Source organism: Microbacterium sp. BK668 (genome assembly GCF_004362195.1).
Classification (GTDB): Bacteria; Actinomycetota; Actinomycetes; order Actinomycetales; family Microbacteriaceae; genus Microbacterium.
Genome location: NZ_SNWG01000004.1, coordinates 36,472 through 55,685, shown reverse-complemented (window position 1 = coordinate 55,685; position 19,214 = coordinate 36,472). Strand labels below are relative to the sequence as shown.

The 19,214-nt window shown below is 71.4% G+C and carries 14 protein-coding genes; 3 read left to right on the top strand and 11 right to left on the bottom strand.

Annotated elements, in window-relative coordinates:
- Positions 1–84 precede the first annotated feature (84 nt).
- A complete protein-coding gene (locus tag EV279_RS16570; RefSeq protein ID WP_243728666.1) occupies positions 85–3,018 on the top strand; it encodes a LuxR family transcriptional regulator in 2,934 nt (977 codons plus the stop codon).
- 112 nt (positions 3,019–3,130) lie between these two features.
- On the opposite strand, the gene EV279_RS16900 is transcribed toward EV279_RS16570, so the two are convergent.
- Together EV279_RS16900 and EV279_RS16565 are read right to left on the bottom strand one after the other, a co-directional pair.
- Positions 3,131–3,283 (bottom strand): hypothetical protein, encoded by a 153-nt coding sequence (locus tag EV279_RS16900; RefSeq protein WP_166644552.1) that lies wholly within the window; start codon positions 3,281–3,283, stop codon positions 3,131–3,133.
- A 2-nt stretch (positions 3,284–3,285) separates the two neighbouring features.
- The gene (locus EV279_RS16565) at positions 3,286–3,786 is read right to left on the bottom strand and encodes a DUF6325 family protein (RefSeq protein ID WP_243728665.1); all 501 of its coding nucleotides are present in this window, start codon (positions 3,784–3,786) and stop codon (positions 3,286–3,288) included.
- Between the two features lie 158 nt (positions 3,787–3,944).
- Here EV279_RS16565 and EV279_RS16560 point away from each other — a divergent pair, with 158 nt between their 5' ends.
- Both EV279_RS16560 and EV279_RS16555 read left to right on the top strand, forming a co-directional pair.
- Entirely contained in the window at positions 3,945–5,099 is a 1,155-nt protein-coding gene (locus tag EV279_RS16560; RefSeq protein WP_133546093.1) for an AI-2E family transporter, read from the top strand.
- A 250-nt stretch (positions 5,100–5,349) separates the two neighbouring features.
- Complete coding sequence (locus EV279_RS16555) at positions 5,350–6,396, top strand: ATP-dependent DNA ligase (protein ID WP_133546026.1); 1,047 nt, start codon at positions 5,350–5,352, stop codon at positions 6,394–6,396.
- A gap of 30 nt (positions 6,397–6,426) precedes the next feature.
- Here EV279_RS16555 and ligD read toward each other — a convergent pair whose 3' ends face one another.
- The 9 genes from ligD to EV279_RS16510 form a co-directional block, all read right to left on the bottom strand.
- Positions 6,427–7,473 (bottom strand): non-homologous end-joining DNA ligase, encoded by a 1,047-nt coding sequence (gene ligD, locus EV279_RS16550; protein WP_133546024.1) that lies wholly within the window; start codon positions 7,471–7,473, stop codon positions 6,427–6,429.
- A 221-nt stretch (positions 7,474–7,694) separates the two neighbouring features.
- On the bottom strand, positions 7,695–8,294 hold the full coding sequence (locus tag EV279_RS16545; RefSeq protein ID WP_133546022.1) for a dihydrofolate reductase family protein: 600 nt from the start codon (positions 8,292–8,294) through the stop codon (positions 7,695–7,697).
- A gap of 8 nt (positions 8,295–8,302) precedes the next feature.
- Positions 8,303–9,475 carry an SseB family protein gene (locus EV279_RS16540; RefSeq protein ID WP_133546020.1) on the bottom strand — a complete coding sequence of 391 codons (1,173 nt, stop codon included), beginning with the start codon at positions 9,473–9,475 and terminating at the stop codon, positions 8,303–8,305.
- A 50-nt stretch (positions 9,476–9,525) separates the two neighbouring features.
- On the bottom strand, positions 9,526–12,009 hold the full coding sequence (locus EV279_RS16535) for a UvrD-helicase domain-containing protein (RefSeq protein ID WP_133546018.1): 2,484 nt from the start codon (positions 12,007–12,009) through the stop codon (positions 9,526–9,528).
- 122 nt (positions 12,010–12,131) lie between these two features.
- Entirely contained in the window at positions 12,132–13,013 is an 882-nt protein-coding gene (locus EV279_RS16530; RefSeq protein ID WP_133546016.1) for a CHAD domain-containing protein, read from the bottom strand.
- Between the two features lie 75 nt (positions 13,014–13,088).
- A complete protein-coding gene (gene ppk2, locus EV279_RS16525; protein ID WP_133546014.1) occupies positions 13,089–13,886 on the bottom strand; it encodes a polyphosphate kinase 2 in 798 nt (265 codons plus the stop codon).
- A gap of 177 nt (positions 13,887–14,063) precedes the next feature.
- On the bottom strand, positions 14,064–17,117 hold the full coding sequence (locus EV279_RS16520; RefSeq protein ID WP_133546012.1) for a hypothetical protein: 3,054 nt from the start codon (positions 17,115–17,117) through the stop codon (positions 14,064–14,066).
- A 239-nt stretch (positions 17,118–17,356) separates the two neighbouring features.
- Positions 17,357–18,145, bottom strand: coding sequence for an ABC transporter permease (locus EV279_RS16515; protein ID WP_133546010.1), 789 nt, complete (start codon positions 18,143–18,145; stop codon positions 17,357–17,359).
- Positions 18,142–19,212: an ATP-binding cassette domain-containing protein gene (locus EV279_RS16510; RefSeq protein ID WP_133546008.1), complete on the bottom strand. Its 1,071-nt coding sequence runs from the start codon at positions 19,210–19,212 to the stop codon at positions 18,142–18,144. Before EV279_RS16510 ends, EV279_RS16515 begins: the two co-directional genes overlap by 4 nt.
- Between the last annotated feature and the right edge of the window lie 2 nt (positions 19,213–19,214).

Here is a 19,214-nt window from a genome sequence, read left to right as displayed (position 1 = left end):
GCGGCGCGGATCGCTCCGGCGCCGCCGACCTGTCCCCGTCGCTCGGCCCTGCGGCATGTCGGGGGGAGATGCGAGCATATGAGCATGCCCGCACTCGCGTCGAGTCCTCGCATGGTGGGCCGCCGCCGCGAGCTCGAGAGCCTGTTCGAGGCGTTCGCCGAGGGCCGCAGGGGAACGCCCCGCACGGTCGTCGTGCGCGGAGAGGCGGGGATCGGGAAGACCCGCCTGGTGCAGGAGTTCCTCGTCGCCATCGCCTCCGACGAGAGCTCCGAGCTCCCCGTCGTCGTCGCGATCGGCCAGTGCGTCGACCTGGGCCCCATCGGCGCGCCCTTCGGGCCGATCCGCCGCGTGCTGCGCGATCTCTCCGCCGCGCTCGGAACCGAGGCGCTGCGCGAGGCCGCCGGCTCCCCAGGCGCCGTCGCGACCCTCGCCTCCTTCGTCCCGGGCATCGCCGACGAGGCATCCGCGGTCGACGAGCACACCGGCGAGTTCGCCGAGGCGATCGAGGTCGTGCTCGAGTCGCTGTCGCGGCGTCGGCACCTCGTCATCGTCGTCGAAGACCTGCAGTGGGCGGATGCTGCGACCCTGGCGCTCCTGCGCACCCTCGCAAGCACCCTTCGCGGACGGCATCTCACCGTGATCGCGACCTACCGCTCCGACGACATCGACCGCTTCCATCCGCTTCGGCCGGTGCTCGCCGAGCTCGACCGCACGCGCGCGGTCGTGCGCGTCGAGATCGCGCCGCTCAGCGCGGACGAGGTCGCCGAGCAGGTCGCCCTCCTCTCGTCCCGCGACTTCCCCGACGGCGCGCTGCGCGCGCTCAGCGACCGCAGCGGCGGCATCCCGTTCCTCGTCGAGGAGCTCGTCGACCTCGGCGAGGCGCAGCTGCCCGACACGCTGCGCGACCTCGTGCTCGCGCGCTACGGCCGGCTCAGCGACGCCGCGCGCGAGGTGGTCCGGGCGATGGCGGCGGGAGGGGTGCACACCGACCACGACGTGCTGCGCGCCGTGGCGGCCCGCGACGACGACGAGCTCGACACCGCGCTCCGCGAGGCGATCGAGGCGCGCGTCATCGTCGCCGACGGAGCCGGCTACACCTTCCGGCACGCGCTCACGCACGAGGCGGTCTACGGCGAGATGCTGCCCAGCGAGCGGGTGCGCGTGCATCGCCGCTTTGCCGAGAGCCTCGCCGAGCACCGCGCGGACTCCCCCGACGCCGTGTCGGCCGTCGCCGAGCACTGGCTCATCGCGCGCGAGATCGGCCCGGCCTTCGATGCCACCGTGCGGGCGCTGGAGCAGTCCAGGGCGACCTTCGCCCCCGCGACGTCCGTCAAGCTCGCCGAGCGCCTGACCGAGCTGTGGGACCAGGTTCCGGATGCCGCGACCCGCGCGTCGACGACTCTGCCCGAGCTTCACCTGGCCGCCGCGCAGTGGTGGCACGAGCTCGGCGACGCCGAGCGGGCGCTGCGCGCGACGAACGAGGGACTGGCCATCGACACGGGCGATCCGCTCGTGCGCGCGGGCCTCCTGCGGCAGCGGTTCGTCCACGAGTTCAACCTCGACAGGAATCCCGACCGCTCCGGGCTCCACGAGGCCATCGCACTGCTGGACGGCGTTCCCGGCGAGCGTGCGCGCGTGCTGCTGTCGCGCACGCTCATCAATCTGGTCGGCGAGGATCGCGGGCCGGAGTCCCCCGGACACCTGGAGCGCGCGCTCGCCATCGCCGAGGAGCTGGGCGACGACACCGCCCTCGCGATCGCCCTGACCAACAAGTCGTGGCGGATCTCCGATGAGGACGACGACGAGCCGGCCGCTCTCGAGCCCCTGGAGCGCGCCTTGACCCTGAAGGTCAACCCGTCCACGAGGGCCTACGTCGGAGAGGCGTACGTCAGTCTGCTGTCGCGCCTCGGCCGCTTCGACGAGGCCGCCGACATGGGCAGGCGCCTTCACGCCGAGTCCGCGCGCGCCGGCATCGAGCGCGGCGTCGGCGCCGGGATCGCGGTGTCGGTCGCGCACGCGTCGTTCGCGACCGGTGACACCGACACGGCCCTCCACTACGCACAGCGGGCGCGGCGTCTGCTCGACCGGCACGCGCGCGTCGCGGTGGTGCGGATGCTCGCGACCCACCACGCCTGGAACGACGAGCCCGACGCGCGCCGCGCCCTGCTCGACAGCGAGCGCTCAGCGCTCGAGGAGCACACCCGCCGCCATCCCGAGCGCCGCGAGTGGTGGGTGCCCGAGACCGTCGACGCCGTCCTGAGCGCAACGATCGGACGGCGGACGGGAGCGGCCCCCGCGGACTGGCCGGCGCGCATCGCGTCGATCTCCGCGGCGGTGAACGGGAAGGGCTCCCCGCCCTCGCGACGCTATGCCGCGGTCGCGGGAGCGCTCGTCGTCCGGGCTCTCGCGGGCGAAGACGCAGCGGCGCGGGCGGCCGAGCTCCACGAACTCGTCGCAACGGCGGCCGGGCGGTGGGCGCCGCGCGGCACCGCCCCGACGATCGCCGCGTTCGTCCGCGCGACCCTCGCAGACGCCGCCGGCGACGGCGTCGAGGCACGCATCGCGAACTGGCGAGCCGTCGTCGCGGCCACGGGCGAGGGCGTCATGCCGGTCCGTCACCGGCACCTCGCACGGCTGAGCCTCGCCGCGGCGCTCGTGGAGTCGGGCGCGCGCGACGAGGCGGGCGAGCTGCTGGGGGCTCTTGCGACGGATGCCACGGCCCACGGCGTCGCGAGCATCAGCCGATGCGCCGCCGAACTCGCACGTCGCGCGGGTACCGCGGCATCCCCGCGCCGAGGTGCAGCCGTCACGGGCATCGAGGCGCTGACACCCCGGGAACGCCAGGTGCTCGCGCTCGTCGCCGAGGGTCTCACCAACGCGCAGGTCGGCGAGCGTCTCTTCATCAGCCCGAAGACCGCATCCGTGCACGTCTCGGCGATCCTCGGCAAGATCGGCGCCGCCAACCGCGCCGAGGCCGCTGCGCTCTTCTCATCGACCGCGGCTGCCGAGGCATCCTGACCGCCGCGCCGCCGGAGGCCACAGGGGACGCTCCGCTCGGCGTCGACCCAACACGACGCACGCCGCCGGCCCGCTGTGCGGATCCGACGGCGTGCGGCTCGTCGTGAGGTGCTCAGAAGCGGCGGTCGCGACGATCCTGACGGCGGTCCTGGCGGCGGTCGATGCCGTTGGACACCACCTTGGCGGTGCCGACGACAGCCGCCGTGCGGGCGACCGGGCGGCCGATGACTCCGACGCGTCCGACGCGTCCGACTCCGATGGGCATGGTCATTCTCCTTCGTCCTGCAGTGATGCGATGAGGGCCTGGGTCGGGATGCGGTCGCTCGCCACGAGGCGCGCTCCGGTGCGCCGCAGGGCGACCGCGAAGGGCGCCGCCCACGTGTTCTCCCACACGAGCACGGCGGCGCGGCTGCCGGGGCTCAGGGTCTCGGCCAGCTGCAGCAGGTCGGACTCCGCGAGCACCTCGGCCAGTGACGACACGATGCCTCCGAGCGGACCGAGGTCGTCGACATCCTCGAGCTCGTCGATGTCGACAGAGCCGTCGTCGTTCTTGTACACGAAGATGAGGTCGAGCACGCGGATGGTGTTCGACTCGACGAGGCGCACGAGCTCGGCCGCGGCCTCGCCCGTGAAGTTCGCCTCATCGGCGGGGAACTCCACGACGATGTAGTCGATGGGGCCCAGCTCCTCGTCCGCGAGTTCGCCGGTGTGTGTGGTCGTCGGCTCCTCGGCCTGGGCCTTGGTCGCGACGACGTCTGATTCGGACATGCTTCCTCCTTACGCGGCCGTGTGTTCCGCACGTCCAGTGTTGGGCCTCCGGCGCCGCCGGAACGGGTGCATCGTCCCCTGCGGGTGAGCCGATAGAGACGGCGCGTCGCATGCGCAAGCCCCACGACCCCACCCCGTCGTGGTCGTACCTTCGTGACATGGGCATGTTCCGACCCCGCGGGCCGCAGTACGTCGAACTCGAGACCTCTGAGGTCGGTCTGCGTGCGTCGCAGCCGCCGTGGAGCCTGTGGGCCGACAGCTTCGGCCGCCTGGCGACCCGCGCGCTGCAGATCATCCTCGTGGTGGCGATCACGGTCGGCGCGGTGTGGGTGCTGCAGCAGGTGACGCTCGTCACGATCCCGCTCATGCTCGCCCTCATCTTCGCGTCGGCGTTCGCACCCGTCATGGCGTGGATGAAGCGGCGCGGCGTCCCGTCGGTGCTCGCGACGATCATCACGCTGCTCGCGATCCTCCTGATCCTGGGCGCGGTCGGATGGCTCATCGTGTGGGCGGTCCGCGGTCAATGGGACGAGCTGGCGGTCCAGGCGCAAGAGGGCTTCCAGAGCGTGATCTCGTGGGTCAACACACTGCCGTTCGCGCCCTCCTCCGAGCAGCTGCAGGACTGGGGTGGACAGCTCACCGACTTCCTCACCAGCGCGCAGTTCGGCTCGGGGGCGCTGGCGGGGGTCAACGCGATCGCCAACTTCCTCACCGGACTCGTCCTCATGGTGACGATCCTGTTCTTCTTCCTGAAGGACGGACCGCAGATGTGGGAGTTCGTCCTGCGCCCCTTCCGCGGCTCCAAGTACCAGCGCGCCCGCCGCATCGGCGACAAGACCGTCGGCGTGCTCGGATCCTACGTGCGCGGCACGGCCTTCGTGGCGTTCGTCGACGCGGTCGGCATCGGCATCGGCCTCCTGATCCTCCAGGTACCTCTCGCCATCCCGCTGGCCGTGCTCGTCTTCCTGCTCGCCTTCATCCCCATCGTGGGCGCCGTGCTCGCCGGGATCATCGCCGCCCTCGTCGCGCTCGTCGCCAACGGCTGGGTCAACGCGCTCTTCGTCGTGGGCGTCGTGATCCTCGTCAACCAGCTCGAGGGCAACTTCCTCCAGCCGGTGCTGATGGGTCGCACGATGCGCCTGCACGCGTTCGTCGTGCTGATCGCCCTCGCCGTCGGCACGGCGGTCAACGGCATCCTCGGTGCGGTGCTCGCCGTGCCGATCGCCGCCGTCCTGTGGGGCGTCGTACAGGTGTGGGACGGTCCCGACCGGCCGGCGCGCTGGGCGCGGCCGAAGCGCGCGGTCAGCTCCTAGCCCCCGGGCCTTCCCGGTCGAGACCGCACGGATCACGGGCAGGATGCCTCGGCATCCGTCGTCCGTGCGCTCCCGACGGGATCCGGCATCCGTCCGCGGTCGCGGCGCGATCCAATCGTCGTCCGCGGTCGCGACGGGATCCGGCATCCGTCCGCGGTCGCGGCGGGATCCGGCAGCCGTCCGCGGTCGCGGCGGCGCCGACCCCGAGACCGCTCTCGCCGGTGTCCGTCCCGGCGGGCAGGATGGGTGCATGCCGCACGAGATCCCCGCGCCGATGCTCGCGAAGTCCGTCCCCGAGGTTCCGGGTCCGGATGCTGTCGCGGGCGGTCTCAGCTTCGAGCCGAAGTGGGACGGCTTCCGCGCCCTCATCTCGTGGGACGGCGAGTCGGTCGAGATCGGATCGCGCGGCGCGAAGCCGCTCACCCGGTACTTCCCCGAGCTCGTCGAGGCGTTCTCGCGCCTTCTCCCTGAGCCCTGCCTGATCGACGGAGAGGTGGTCGTCCCGAAGGACGTCGGCGGCAAGCAGCGGCTCGACTGGGACTCGCTCACCCAGCGCATCCACCCCGCGGCATCCCGCGTGAAGATGCTGTCGGAGCAGACGCCGGCCATGTTCATCGCCTTCGACCTGCTGGCGCGCGGCGAACGCGATCTGCTGGACGAGCCGTTCGCGGTGCGGCGCGCCGAGCTCGCCGACCTGCTCGGCGGCGTGCCGCACCCCGTGCACGTCACGCGCACCACCGAAGACGCCGAGCTCGCCCGGCGGTGGCTCTCGGAGTTCGAGGGCGCGGGCCTGGACGGCGTCGTCGCGAAGCCGCTCGCGCAGCCCTACGCGCCGAACAAGCGCACGATGTTCAAGATCAAGCACGCCCGCACGGCCGACGTCGTCGCGTGGGCGTATCGCGTTCACAAGTCCGGGCAGGGTGTCGGGTCGCTGCTGGTCGGCCTCTATGGTGACGACGGCACGTTGCTGCCCGTGGGCGCGGTCTCGGCGTGGAGCAACTCGCGCCGACTCGAACTCGTCGACGAGCTCGCCCCGCTCGTCGAGCGCGATGAGTCGGGCGAAGCCGTAACCGGGGCCGGCGAGAAGTCGCGGTTCACGGGGGCCGACAAGGACATGTCGTTCGTGAAGCTCCGGCCGGAGAAGGTGCTCGAGGTGCGGTACGACCAGCTCGAGGGCTGGCGCTTCCGGCACACCGTGCAGTTCGAGCGCTGGCGCCCCGACCGCGATCCGCGCTCGTGCACCTACGACCAGCTCGAGACGGTCTCGGCCTACGATCTGGGCGACGTCCTCGACTGAGGATGCGGCGCCGCCGGGTCACGGCGAGGGTCAGGCCTCGCCATCCTTGGGCCAGTTCGCCTCGTTCTTGCGGCTGGGCTGCACACGCGGCGGCTCGCCGGGCATCTTCGGGAAGTCCGGCGGGAAGGGCAGCTCGCCGAGCCCTCCGTCGAGGTCGCGCTGCCACCACTCGAGAAGCGTGTCGATGCGGCCCGGCCTGTCGAGGAGCGTCGCCCATGGGTCGCCCTGAGCGGCGAGGCGCTCGGGCACGGTGCGGATCGTGAAGGCGCCGGGGTCGACCCCGGCCTCGAGCTCATCCCACGTGAGCGGCGTGGAGACCGTCGCCGCCGGCAGCGCCCGGGGACTGTAGGCTCCGGCCATCGTGCGGTCGCGGTTGGCCTGATTGAAGTCGACGAAGATGCGCTCGCCGCGCTCCTCCTTCCACCAGTTCGTCGTGACCTGGTCGGGAAGGCGCCGCTCGAGCTCGCGCCCCGCGGCGATGACGGCGTGCCGCACGTCGAGGAACTCCCACTCCGGCTCGATGGGGCAGAAGACGTGGATGCCGCGATTGCCGCTCGTCTTGAGGAACGCCGTCAGACCCGCCTCGGCGAGCACGTCGCGGAGCGCCGGGGCGACGGCTGCGGCATCCTGGAAGTCCGTGCCCGGCTGCGGGTCGAGGTCGATCCGCAGCTCGACCGGGTTGTCGGTGTTCGATGTGAGCGATGCCCACGGGTGGAACACGACCGTGTTCATCTGCGCCGCCCACACCGCCGCCGCGATCTCGGTGAACACGATCTGCGGATGCCTCCGGCCGCTGTTGTAGGTGACGGTCTGGGCGTCGACGAACGACGGCGCGCCCTTCGGCGGGTTCTTGGAGTAGAACCGCTCCCCGTCGACGCCGTCGGGGAAGCGCTCGAGAGAGACGGGGCGGTTGCCGTTCGCGGCGAGGAAGGGCTCGGCGACCGTCACGAGGTACTCCGCCAGCTCCCGCTTGGTGATGCCGACCTCGGGCCACAGCACGCGGTCGGGGTTCGAGATGCCGACTTCGCGGTCGCCGTCGGGTCCCGGGACGGTCAGGGTGATGCGCGGGGAGGCCATGGATCCGACCCTAGGGGCACATCCCGACGCTCGTCATGGCCTTGCGCCGCGCTCGCCGCCGAGCAGGCACGTCGGCGGCGGCCCCGGCACGCCGGCACGTCGGCGGCGGCCCGGCACGCCGGCACGTCGGCGGCGGCCCCGGCACGCCGGCACGTCGGCGGCGGCCCCGGCACGCCGACGAACGCCTGCCCTTCCGGCCCGAGGGCGGGACGCCGGAAGGGTCAGCCGCGCAGGACGGGGAACTTCAGGTGGGTCACGCGGTTCCCCTGCACGACGACGGTCGGATCGCCGAGCATCACCGTGACCGTCGGCAGGTCGATGAAGTACGGCACGCCGGCGCCCAGCAGGACCGGGACGAGGTCCATCGCGACCTCGTCGAGCAGTCCCGCCGCAAGCGCCTGGCTCGCGATCGTGCCCGCCGCGACGGCCACCGCCTTGTGCCCGGCGATCTGCTGCGCCCGTGCGATGGCGTCCTCGATGCCGGTCGTGACGAAGTGGAAGTTCTCCGACCCGGGATACGACCAGTCGATGGGCGGCTCGTGCGTCACGACGACGACGGGGACGCCGAGTGGATGCTGCCCCCTCCAGCCGTCGGTGATGTCGAACAGCGTGCGGCCGACGACGAGCGCGCCGAGCGAGCCGGTGAACTCGCGCCAGTACGCGGCGCTCTGCGGAGTCAGCCGGAAGCTCGGGAAGTCGCCGAGATGCTCGACTTCGACGTCACCGCTCTCGTACCAGTCGAACAGCTCGCCGGGGGTGTTGTCGGGATAGGCGACGAACCCGTCGAGCGAGACGGTGGCGGAGGCGATGACGGTGCCCATTCCTGCTCCTACGCCGGGGCCGCGAGCGCCTCGAGGTCGTCGCGGTGGATGCGGATCCACGGACCGGCGGGATCGATGATCACTCCGGTGATCCCCGGATCGGCGCGCAGCGCCTTCGCGAGCTGCTCCGCGTTCATCGGCGCCGGCTGGTCGCCGCGACCGAGCGCGACCGCCTCGAGCGGGTGCGAGAAGAGCTCGACGAACCGCTCCCCCTCCGCCGTTCGGGCTTCGGCGACGCCGAGCCTGCCCGCGTCGCCGACCCTGCTCACGGCGACCCAGAACGGCGCGCGGCCGAGGGCCTCCGCGACCGCGGCGGGTGTCGCCGCCGATCTCTCTCCGGAGAGGAGCGCCTTGATCTCGAGACGCGGATCGATGCCGTCGACCATGCGCTCGAGGATGTCCCGGCGCAGCACGATTCGGGCCGGCGCCGAGGCGGGGTCGATCACCAGACCCGCGTAGGGTCCAGCAAGCACGTACCGGATCACCGTCAGCGCGGGCTGCCCCATCGCCGAGGTGTCGTTCGCACCGTCGTTGCGCAGGCTCGCACCGAGAGCCTCGCCGCCGCTGTAGGCGACGACGAAGTTCTCCTCGCCGAGCGTCACGATGGCAAGGGGCAGCTCCTTGCCCTCCGACAGCAGCGCGCGCGCATCGCCCTTGACCCGCAGATACAGGGTGCCCTGCAGCAGCTGCCGAGCCACGTGGAGGATCTGCTGGCCGGTCGGATCGGTCGGCAGCGCCGCGAGCGCGTCGGCGAGCAGCACGTTGTCGCGAAGTCCCGGGACGGTCTCGCGCGGGGGCGGAGCGACCTCCCGCCCCAGCCGCAGCTGTCCGATGGGGGCGGGCTGCGTTCCAGCGTCTGGCTGCGTCCCGGCGTCTGGCTGCGTTCCAGCGTCTGGCTGCGTTCCAGCGTGTGCCGGCGTGCCGGGCTCCGCTCGCGTGCCGGGCTCAGCTCGGAGCGCCGCGGCGGGCTGGGTCGGCGTCGTGGGCGCTACTCCGACGCCGCGGAACGACGAGATCGAGATGCCGACGGATGCCTCGGCCGCCGCATCCGTCGCCTCCGGCGTCACGACATCCGACGACGCGGAGTCCGGCGACTCGCCCGCCTCGGGCTCGGCGGGCCGCTCGACCTCGGCGTCGACGGGCTGGTCACGATCGCGCTTGCCGCGTGAGAAGAGAGCCATCGATCGAGCCTAACCCCGGGGGCCGCCGCCCACGGGGTGGTCGAGCGACCCTACAGCTTCTCGATCGGGGCGATCTTGATCAGGAGCTTCTTCGGGCCGGCGGAGTCGAATCGCACGTGCGCGACGCGCTTCGCGCCCTCGCCGGTCACAGCATCCACCCGTCCCTCGCCGAAGTCCTCGTGACGGATGCGGTCACCCGGCCCGAGCACCATGTCGCCGTTGTCACGCACCTTCGCTGGAATCTTGTTCGCGAAGCGCTCGATCGACGTGGACTTCGGCACCAGGTCCTCCCCGTACCGACGGCCGCCCGAGGCCGGCGAGCCGCCCCATCCGCCGCCCGGCCGGCGCGCGTTGAGCGCGCGCGACTGCGTGCCGCCGCGGGAGTTGACGTCACCCGGCGACTGCCGCCAGTCGATGAGCTCGGCCGGGATCTCCTGCAGGAACCGGCTCGGCATCGCGACGGTGACCTCGCCGAACTGCGCACGGGTCATCGCGAGCGTGAAGAACAGGCGCTTGCGGGCGCGTGTGACGCCGACGTAGAAGAGGCGCCGCTCCTCCTGCGGGCCGCCCGGCTCCCCCGCCGAGATGCGGTGCGGGATGAGGTCCTCCTCGACGCCCGTGATGAAGACGGCGTCGTACTCCAGGCCCTTCGCGGTGTGCAGCGTCATGAGGGACACAGAGCCCGAGGCGTCGTCGAGATCGTCGGCGTCGGAGACGAGCGCGACCTCTGCGAGGAAGTCGATGACGGTTCCCTCGGGGTTGTTGCGGGCGAACTCGCGGGCCACCGCGACCAGCTCGTCGAGGTTCTCGACACGCGCCTCGTCCTGAGGGTCTTTGCTCGCGCGCAGCGCGTCGAGGTAGCCGCTCTTCTGGAGCAGGATCTGGAGGCCCTCGGCGACAGCGGTCGGCGGAGCGAGCTCACCCGTCGCCGGGAGCATGTGCTCGGTCGCCTCCGCGAGCACGGCGTCGAGCTGCGCGATCGCCGCCTGGATCTTCGGTCCGACGCCGAGCGCGGACGCGTTCGCGAGCGCGTCGCGGAAGGTGATGCCCTCGTCCGCGGCGTAGCGGGCGATCGCCGTCTCGGTCACGTCGCCGATGCCGCGGCGCGGCTTGTTCAGGATGCGCCGGACCGCCATCTCGTCGGCGGGATTGGCGACGGCGACGAGGTACGCGAGGGCGTCCTTGATCTCCGCGCGCTCGTAGAACTTCGTGCCGCCCATGATCTTGTAGGGCACGGCCGAGCGGATGAAGATCTCCTCCAGCGCTCGGGATTGCGAGTTCGTGCGGTAGAACACCGCCATCTGGGCGTACGGGACGCCCTTGCGGCGCAGCCCCTCGATCTCGTCCGCGACGAACTGCGCCTCGTCGTGCTGCGAGTAGCCGGTGAAGCCGACGATCTTGTCGCCCGCGCCGACGTCGGTCCACAGCTTCTTGTCCTTGCGGTCGAAGTTGTTGCTGATGACCGCGTTCGCGGCGCTCAGGATGTTCTGCGTCGACCGGTAGTTCTGCTCGAGGAGCACGACCTTGGCCCCCGGGTAGTCGCGCTCGAACTCGGTGATGTTGCGGATGTCCGCGCCGCGGAAAGCGTAGATCGACTGGTCGGAGTCGCCGACGACCGTGAGGGACGCGGCGGGGAGCGCGTCGGCATCCCCGGTTCCCGAGCCCGTCGACGGCGCGAAGATCATCATGCCGCTGTCGCCGAACGACTCGCCTTCGGGCTCCGAGAGCGGCTGCGTCAGCTCATGGATGAGCGCGTACTGCGCGTGGTTGGTGTCTTGATATTCGTCGACGAGGATGTGCCGGAACCGCTTGCGGTACACATCGGCGACGCGGGGGAACGCGCGGAAGAGGTAGACCGTCTGCGCGATCAGGTCGTCGAAGTCGAACGCGTTGGCGCGCTGCAGGGCGCGCTGGTAATCGGCGAACAGGTCGACGAAGATCCGCTCCGCGGGATCGTTCATGTTCGCCTGACGGGCGTAGGACTCGGCATCCGCGAGCTCGTTCTTGAGCTTGGAGATCTTGCTCTGGGTCGCCGCAGGAGTGAGGCCGTAGGCATCCGCCTCGTGCTCCTTGACCAGTCGCTTGATGAGCGCGCGCGAGTCGCCCGAGTCGTAGATCGTGAAGGCCCTCGTGAAGCCGAACTGCTGCGCCTCACGGCGGAGGATCCGCACGCAGGCGGAGTGGAACGTCGAGATCCACATGCCCTGCGACGCCTGCTCGCCGACGAGCTGCTGCACGCGCTCACGCATCTCGCCGGCGGCCTTGTTGGTGAACGTGATGGCGAGGATCTGGCTCGGCCACGCCTCGCGGTTGCGCAGGAGCGAGGCGATACGCCGCGTCAGGACGCTCGTCTTGCCCGAGCCGGCGCCCGCGACGATGAGCAGGGCCGGGCCGCGGTAGGTCACGGCTTCGCGCTGCGGCGGATTGAGTCCCGCGAGCAGATCCTCGTCGGGCCGCGATCCCGGGCCCTGCCGAAGGGAGGTCTGCGGTCCGATGTCGCTGCCGACGATGAGGGGCGTTCTGGCGTCGGTCATGGCCCGACAAGTCTAGGCGCGACGCCCGACAGCAGCGTGGCCCTCGTCGAGGTCGGCATGGCTCGCGGGATGCCCCCGCCGTTCGCCGCGGGTGGCGACAGCCTGCGCCGTCGGTGGCTCGGTCAGCGGAGATCGGATGCTGCGGCGCGGAGTCTCCGCATCGCGTCCGGCAGCGCGGTCAGCTTCTTCGCGGCCGCCGCGCGCGCCGAGGCCTCGATCACAGGGTAGGCGTCGACCGGCTCGCCCGCCCGCGCGGCTCTCACGGCCTCGCGCTCGAGGTGATCGGCGAAGAGCAGCGCGTCGCGATGCCCGCCGAGGGCGTCGTGCAGCGCGTCACCGACGACGGCGAGCTCGGCGACCTGCTCGACGTACAGACCCGGCGCGGCCCGCGCCGTCGCCTCCGCCACGTACCGCAGCCGTCGGGCGGCCTTGCGGACGGCGTGGTAGGAGTCCTCCGATCCGTCGATCCGTCCGACCGCCTTGCGCAGGCGGCGCGCCTGCTTCGCGAGGACGGTGGCGACGAACGGTGCGGCGTCCGCGTCGGGATCGCGGACGACGGATGCTGCGACCAGCGCGTCCAGCGCCCGTCTCCGCTTCTCGGCCCGGGGCAGCGCCGCGAGCTCCACGAGCCGCGCGTGCGCCCGCGCGTAGGCGTCGCGCTCGCTCTCCACGAGTCGCCGGCGCATCCGCGGATCGTCGATGCCGGCGTCGGCGAGCTCGCCCTCGGCGACGTCGGCGCGCACCTCGATGTCGCGCACGACTCCGAGCTCGCGACCCCATTCCCTGTACTCGACCCGGACGGCCTCCGCGGCCGGCTCGTCGAGCACGTCGCGGAAGCCCGCGAGCACGCTCCGCAGCCGTCGCACACGCACGCGGTGCTGGTGCACGCCGTCGGGCTCGTCCGCGAGGGCGGCCGGAGCCGTCTCGGCGACCTCCGCCGCGGCGGTGTGGAGCGCGACGACGACGACCTCGCGCCTCGTGAATGTCGCGTGACCGTTCGCCATCTCCCGAGCCTAGCCAGCGGACCAACCACCCCGCCGGGACCCGACCCGGCGTCAACCCGCCGCGACGCAGCCGCCTCAGTAGGTCTCGGGGACGTAGCGGTAGGGGTAGTCGGGCTCGACGTAGTCGCCCGGCTCCTGGCGCGCGGGGAGCAGGGGCTCTTCGCGCGGGATCTCGACGTAGGGGATCATCGACAGCAGGTGCGAGATGATGTTGAGCCGCGCCTTCTCCTTGTCGTCCGAGACGGCGACGTTCCACGGCGCGAAGTCGGTGTCGGTCGCGGCGAACATCTTGTCGCGGGCTCGGGAGTAGTCGTACCAGCGGTTGTAAGACTTCAGGTCCATGGGCGAGAGCTTCCAGGTCTTGCGTCCGTCGGAGATGCGGTCCTCCAGGCGCCTGGTCTGCTCCTCCGGGCTCACCTCGAGCCAGTACTTGAACAGGACGATGCCCGAGTCGATCATCGCCTTCTCGACGAGCGGCACCTGCGCCAGGAACCTGTCGGCCGTCTCGTCGTCGGTGAAGCCCATGACCCGCTCGACGCCGGCGCGGTTGTACCAGGAGCGGTCGAAGATGACGACCTCGCCCGCGGCCGGGAAGTGCTTCACGTACCGCTGGATGTACATCTGGCTCAGCTCGCGCTCCGTCGGTGCGGGCAGCGCCACGACGCGGAAGACCCGGGGACTCACGCGCTCGGTCAGCGCCTTGATGACGCCGCCCTTGCCTGCGCCGTCGCGCCCCTCGAACACGATGCAGATCTTGACGCCCTCGTGCTTGACCCAGTCCTGCAGCTTGACGAGCTCGACGTGCAGCTTCTTGAGCTCCTTGTCGTACTTCTTGCCGCTCAGGCCGCCGTCCTTGGACTTCTTCTTCGACATCCGCGTCTCCCGCGCTCGGCGCGCGCGGGCGAGCGCGCGTGGCGCCAGCCTAGCCCCGTGCCGCTGCGGCAGCTCCCCGTCTCCGAGTCGGGGCTCGGGGTGCGGGTCAAGCCTTCGGCACGCTCGACAAACCCCCCGGTACTCGACCCACCGCGACGGGACGCATGCCCCGCAGCGCTAGCCGTGGACGGGTTCGGGATGCCCCGCCTCGGCGCTCCGACCAGCGCCCCCGCGGCGACGACCCCACGGAACAGTGAGCAGCACGCCGATCCCGACCAGGAGGGCGCCGAACGCCGCCGCCCACCACGCCGTATCGGCGGGGATCTCGAGGTACGTCGTGAGCCCGAGGATGCGCGCGAGCCCCCACGGGAGAAGTCCCAGCTGGTCGTTCCACAGCGACAGCGACGGCTCGAGGCCGATGATCGCGACGACGGTCGCGGGGATCGCGAGCGCCGCGCCGATCGCCGCGAGCACGGCGCCCGTCGCACGACGTCGGCCGAGCTGCGTCGAGAGCGCCCAGCCGGCGGCGACGAAGACCCACAGGAACAGCGCGAACGCGACTCCGATGTAGAGGGTGCGCCGCACCGGGTCGGTCCAGAACGCGAACCAGTACCCGCCGGGCCCGGTGACCGACAGCGCTGCGAGCGTGACGATGCAGCGGAAGACGATCACCCCGCCGACCGCCGCGAGCACGGGCCACGGGGAGCGCTTGCGCGTCACAAGGAGATCGAGTGCGAGAGCGAAGATGAGCCACGCCGCGAGCACGACGGCGAGGTGCGTCCAGGAGAGGAACGAGGTCTGCACGGCGCGCGTTCCGACCAGGAGCGCGCCCGGCACGATGAGCAGCAGCCACCGGTCGAGCGGCAGAAGGCCGAGCGTCGACTCCTGCGCACGCCACGGCCGGGTCGCCGCGAGCCACGTGACACGCGCCGCGGCGGCGCCGGGCCGCCGCACGAGCCGAGTGCGGGTCGCGGCCATGCCGATGACGACCCACGCGAGGGCGAGGACGAGCAGGATCCGCGCGATCCAGGCCATCGCCTCGTCCCGGTCGGCACGCTGCTCGAACTGCAGAGCGGCGTCGAGGTTCCAGGCGGGGTGGTCGATGTCGCCCGTGTAGGTCGCGAGGTGCTGATCGGCGAGCGCCCCGAACTCGTCACGCGCCTGCTGCCACGCGGCCTCCGCCTCGGGCGAGAGGGTGTCGTGCCAGCGCATCTGCTCCAGGAACATCTCGCGGTACGCGCCCAGCAGCCGAAGCACGTCGGACTGGTAGTCCATCGCGCCGACGAAAGCATCGCGCAGCTCGGCGTCGCGCCACGTCGAGGCATCCGTCCCCGCCACGAGGTCTCGCATCTCCTCGGCCTTCGCGACCGCCTCGTGCCCTGCCGCAATCGTCTCGTCGAGCCGGTCCTGTGCGATCTCGTAGATGACGCCGAGCGTCGCGGAGTCGCCGGTGAGGATGTCCCACTCGAAGATCCACATCTGCGGCGGCGGCTCGAGGCCGAGGGCGAACGTGCGCTGCTCGGCGAACGGCTCGATGTAGAGGCCCTGCGTGATCGCGTCGCGCGAGAGCGCCATCGCGTCGGCGATGGCTCGGACCGTTGCCGGGTCCTCCGAGAACCACTCCCTCGCCCAATCGACGGTGACCTGGCCGATGTCGGCGTCGGGGTCGCGGGCGAGCGCCGCGGCGGTCTGCGTGTTGAGCTCGTAGAGCTGCCAGAACCCGCTCTTCAGATACAGCGACATCGGGCCGGCGCGCCACGGGCCGCCGTCCTGGGTCCAGGTCCAGATGCCCTCGATGTTCGGGTTCGCCGCGAGGAGCGTCTGCAGCGCCCACTGGTACTCGGATCCGAGGTCGTTGGGGAACGAGCCGAACGCCTCGAACTCGCGGCGGCTCTGGAACTCGACGATGCGGCGCTGATCGCCGATCTCGAGGGTGTCGTTGAGCGGCAGCCACGAGTAGAAGTCGCCGAGCGTGTACTTCGTCGACACGATCAGGGCGGGCGAATCGATGCCGTCGAGCACCTGCCGGTACGACTCCTGGTCGGTGTGCATGTCGCCGACGTCGCCGATGCCGACGCTCCACGTGCGGAAGATGACGTCACGATCGGATGCCTCGGCCTGCGCCGCGTACGTCTCGAGCATCGTCCGGACGGCGGCGACCGAGCGGACGGCGATCTCGGAGTAGTAGTCCCAGCCCGGCTCCTGGTAGACGTTGCCACCCTCGCCGATGCGGATGAGGATGCCCGAGAGCGCGGGTTCCGCCGCGTAGAGCTCGTCGAGGGCCGCCGTATAGGTCTGCCAGAGCTCGGGGTTCTCGGTGTCGAGTCCGCCGAACTGCGCGTCGAAGAAGTCCGCGAGCTCGGGCGTGAGCATCGGCATGTCGGTGCGCAGGTAGATGTCGACGCCGAGCTCGGCCGCCCGGTCCCAGAACGGCCCGAAAGCGCCACGCAAGGCGAGGGCCCGCGCGACGTGGGGGTCGCCCTCGGGGTAGACGGGCCCGCCCGGCACGTCGGCGAAGGTGGCGAACTCGATGAACCCGGGCCACGAGACGGCGTTGTAGCCGTTGGCGACGGAGTGCCGCAGGAACTCGTCCCACTCGTCGTAGGCGGCGGTCAGGGCGTCCTGATCGATGTAGGGCGGCTCGGAGAGGTAGACGTCCTCGAACGCGCGCGAGACATGCGAGTAGTCGGTGCCGTCCGCCCACTGCGACGGGTCGGGATCCACCCCGACCGCCCCGAGGTCGACCATCCGCAGGGGCAGCTCCGCCGCCGGATGCTCGCCGATCAGCGCCTCGACCGGCGAGCCGATGCGGATGGAGTCGGCGATGTCGTAGATCCCGCGCGCCGCGCCGGCCTCGCTGGACGCATCGATCCGCAGCGCCGTCGGGTTCCCGCTCAGCGTGTACGAGTCGTCGGCGCTGTCGCCCTCTCCGGCGACGACCGTCAGCGTCGCCTCGCCGTTCTTCTCGGTGGCGGATGCCGCGGCATCCGTCAGCTCGTCGAGAGCCGCCGTCACGCGAGGCGTGCCGGGAGCGACGATCGTCGTGAACTCGGGCGGGAAGACCGGTTGCTGGACCGCCGGCACGACGGGGTCGGCCGGCGTCATCTGGGTGGAAGGTTCGGTGCGGATCCCGAGCGCATCACCGACGGCGACTCCCACTCCGAGGCCCAAGGCGAGGAGGACGATGGCGGTGACGGCTGCGAGGATCCCCCTTCGGCGCGCCGTTGGCATGCGGAGAAGCATAAGCGGGGCCAGCCTGGGGATTCGCCCGTCCGTGCACGCTGTGGACGGCCCCCGCGGCAATCGTTATCGTCCCGTGCTGTTCTCGCCTGGGTGGATGCGTCGGCCTCGGACGTCTCGTCTCCGGCGCTTCGCGCCTCCGCTCAACGACCGGGAGCGGACCCCGACCCCCGCGAGACGAAACGCCCCGGACCCACGGGAAACGCGGGTCCGGGGCGCTTCGGCACGCCTCAGCTCGAGGTGCGGATCGCCCTCACGCCGGCCCAGAGCCCCAGCGCCGCGAGGATCAGCGCCGCGACCCACCCCCACAGCACCGTGATCGCGCCGAGATCGCCCGCGAAGAGCGCGCGCTCGGCCTGCACGACCCAGTTCACCGGGTTCACCGCTGCGACGGCCTTCATCCAGGCCGGTCCGTCATCCAGCGGCAGGAGCATCCCCGAGAGGATCAGCAGCGGGAAGATCAGCGTCTGCTGCACGCCCCAGAAGAGCCACTCGCGGTCCTTCGTCTTGAGCGCGAGCGTGTACGAGAGCGACCCGAGGCCGACCCCGAACACGGCCAGCAGCGCGAGCCCGATCACGAGCCCTGCCGGGTTGATCGAGAACCCGAACGGCCACGCGATCAGCACGATGAGCACCGCCAGCACGACGATCGGCGCGATCTCCTTGAGCGCACGGCCGACGAGCAGCGACGCCCGCGACAGCGGCGCGACGAGGGTGCGCTCGTGCGAGCCGGTCATCATCTCGTACTGCAGGTTCGACCCGGTTGCCCCCGTGCCGAACAGCACGATCATCACGAGCACTCCGGGGACGAACCACTGCAGCGTCTCCGCCGGCGGCTGCCCCGACGACCCGATGAGCAGCGGCGCGAACAGTCCCAGGAACACCAGCGGCTGCACGAGGCTGAAGATGAGCGTGAAGGGATCCCGCACGACGGGCTTGAGCTCCCGCGTGAGGACGTTCCACGTGTCGCGCGCGGCGTTCTGCCGCACGGCCGTGTCGGGTGTGGTCGAAGTGGTCATCGGCTGGCTCCCGCCTTGTCGTGCGCGGATGCCTCGGTCGAGGCATCCGCTTCGTCCTGCTCTTCTCCGGCGCCGGCGCCCTCGCCCGCCTCCCGCAGCGTGCGACCCGTCAGCGCGAGGAAGACGTCGTCGAGCGTCGGCGGCACACCGGTCGCCGTCCGGACGCGGAGGCCCACGGCATCCAGTTCCCGCACCGCAGTCGGCAGCAGACCGTCGCCGTCCGGAACGGTGAGGACGATGGATGCCTCGCCCTCGCGCCGCACCTCGCGATCGGTCAGTCCCTGCACGACCCCCACCGCGCGCGACGCCTCTTCGTCCGAGCCGAAGCCGAACGTCAGCACGTCGCCCGCGAGGTTGGCCTTGAGCGCCGTCGCGGTGTCGTCGGCGATGACACGTCCTCTGTCCATGACCATGACCCGCTCGGCGTAGCGATCAGCCTCCTCGAGGTAGTGCGTCGTGAGGAAGACCGTCGTGCCGTGCTCGGCGCGCAGGTCGAGGATGTGCTGCCACAGGTTCGCCCGGCTCTGCGGGTCGAGCCCCGTCGACGGCTCGTCGAGGAACAGGAGCGGGGGCGCGTGCATGAGCCCGAGCGCGATGTCTAGCCGGCGCTTCTGCCCTCCGCTCAACTGCTGCACCGTCCGCGTCGCGAAAGAGGCGAGGTCGAGCGACTCGATGAGCTCGTCGGCCCGCTGCGCCGCCGCCTGCTTGCCGATGCCGTAGAACGCGCCCTGGCTGAGGAGCTCGTCGCGGACCCGCTGCGCGAAGCTTCCGCTCGTGAGCTGCCCGACGTACCCGATGCGCGCACGCACGTCGACGGACTGCCTCAGGATGTCGTGGCCGACGACGCGCGCGGTGCCCGACGTCGGCGGGATGAGGGTCGTGAGCATACGCAGGCTCGTGGACTTTCCGGCGCCGTTCGGCCCGAGGAACGCGACGAGCTCGCCGCGGCGCACGGTGAAGGTGAGGTCGGTCACGGCCTCGACCGTCTTCTTCTTCGAGTTCCTCTTGGGCTGATCGGGGAATCTCTTGGTGAGGCGCGAGGCCTCGATGATCGGTTCGTTCGCCATGC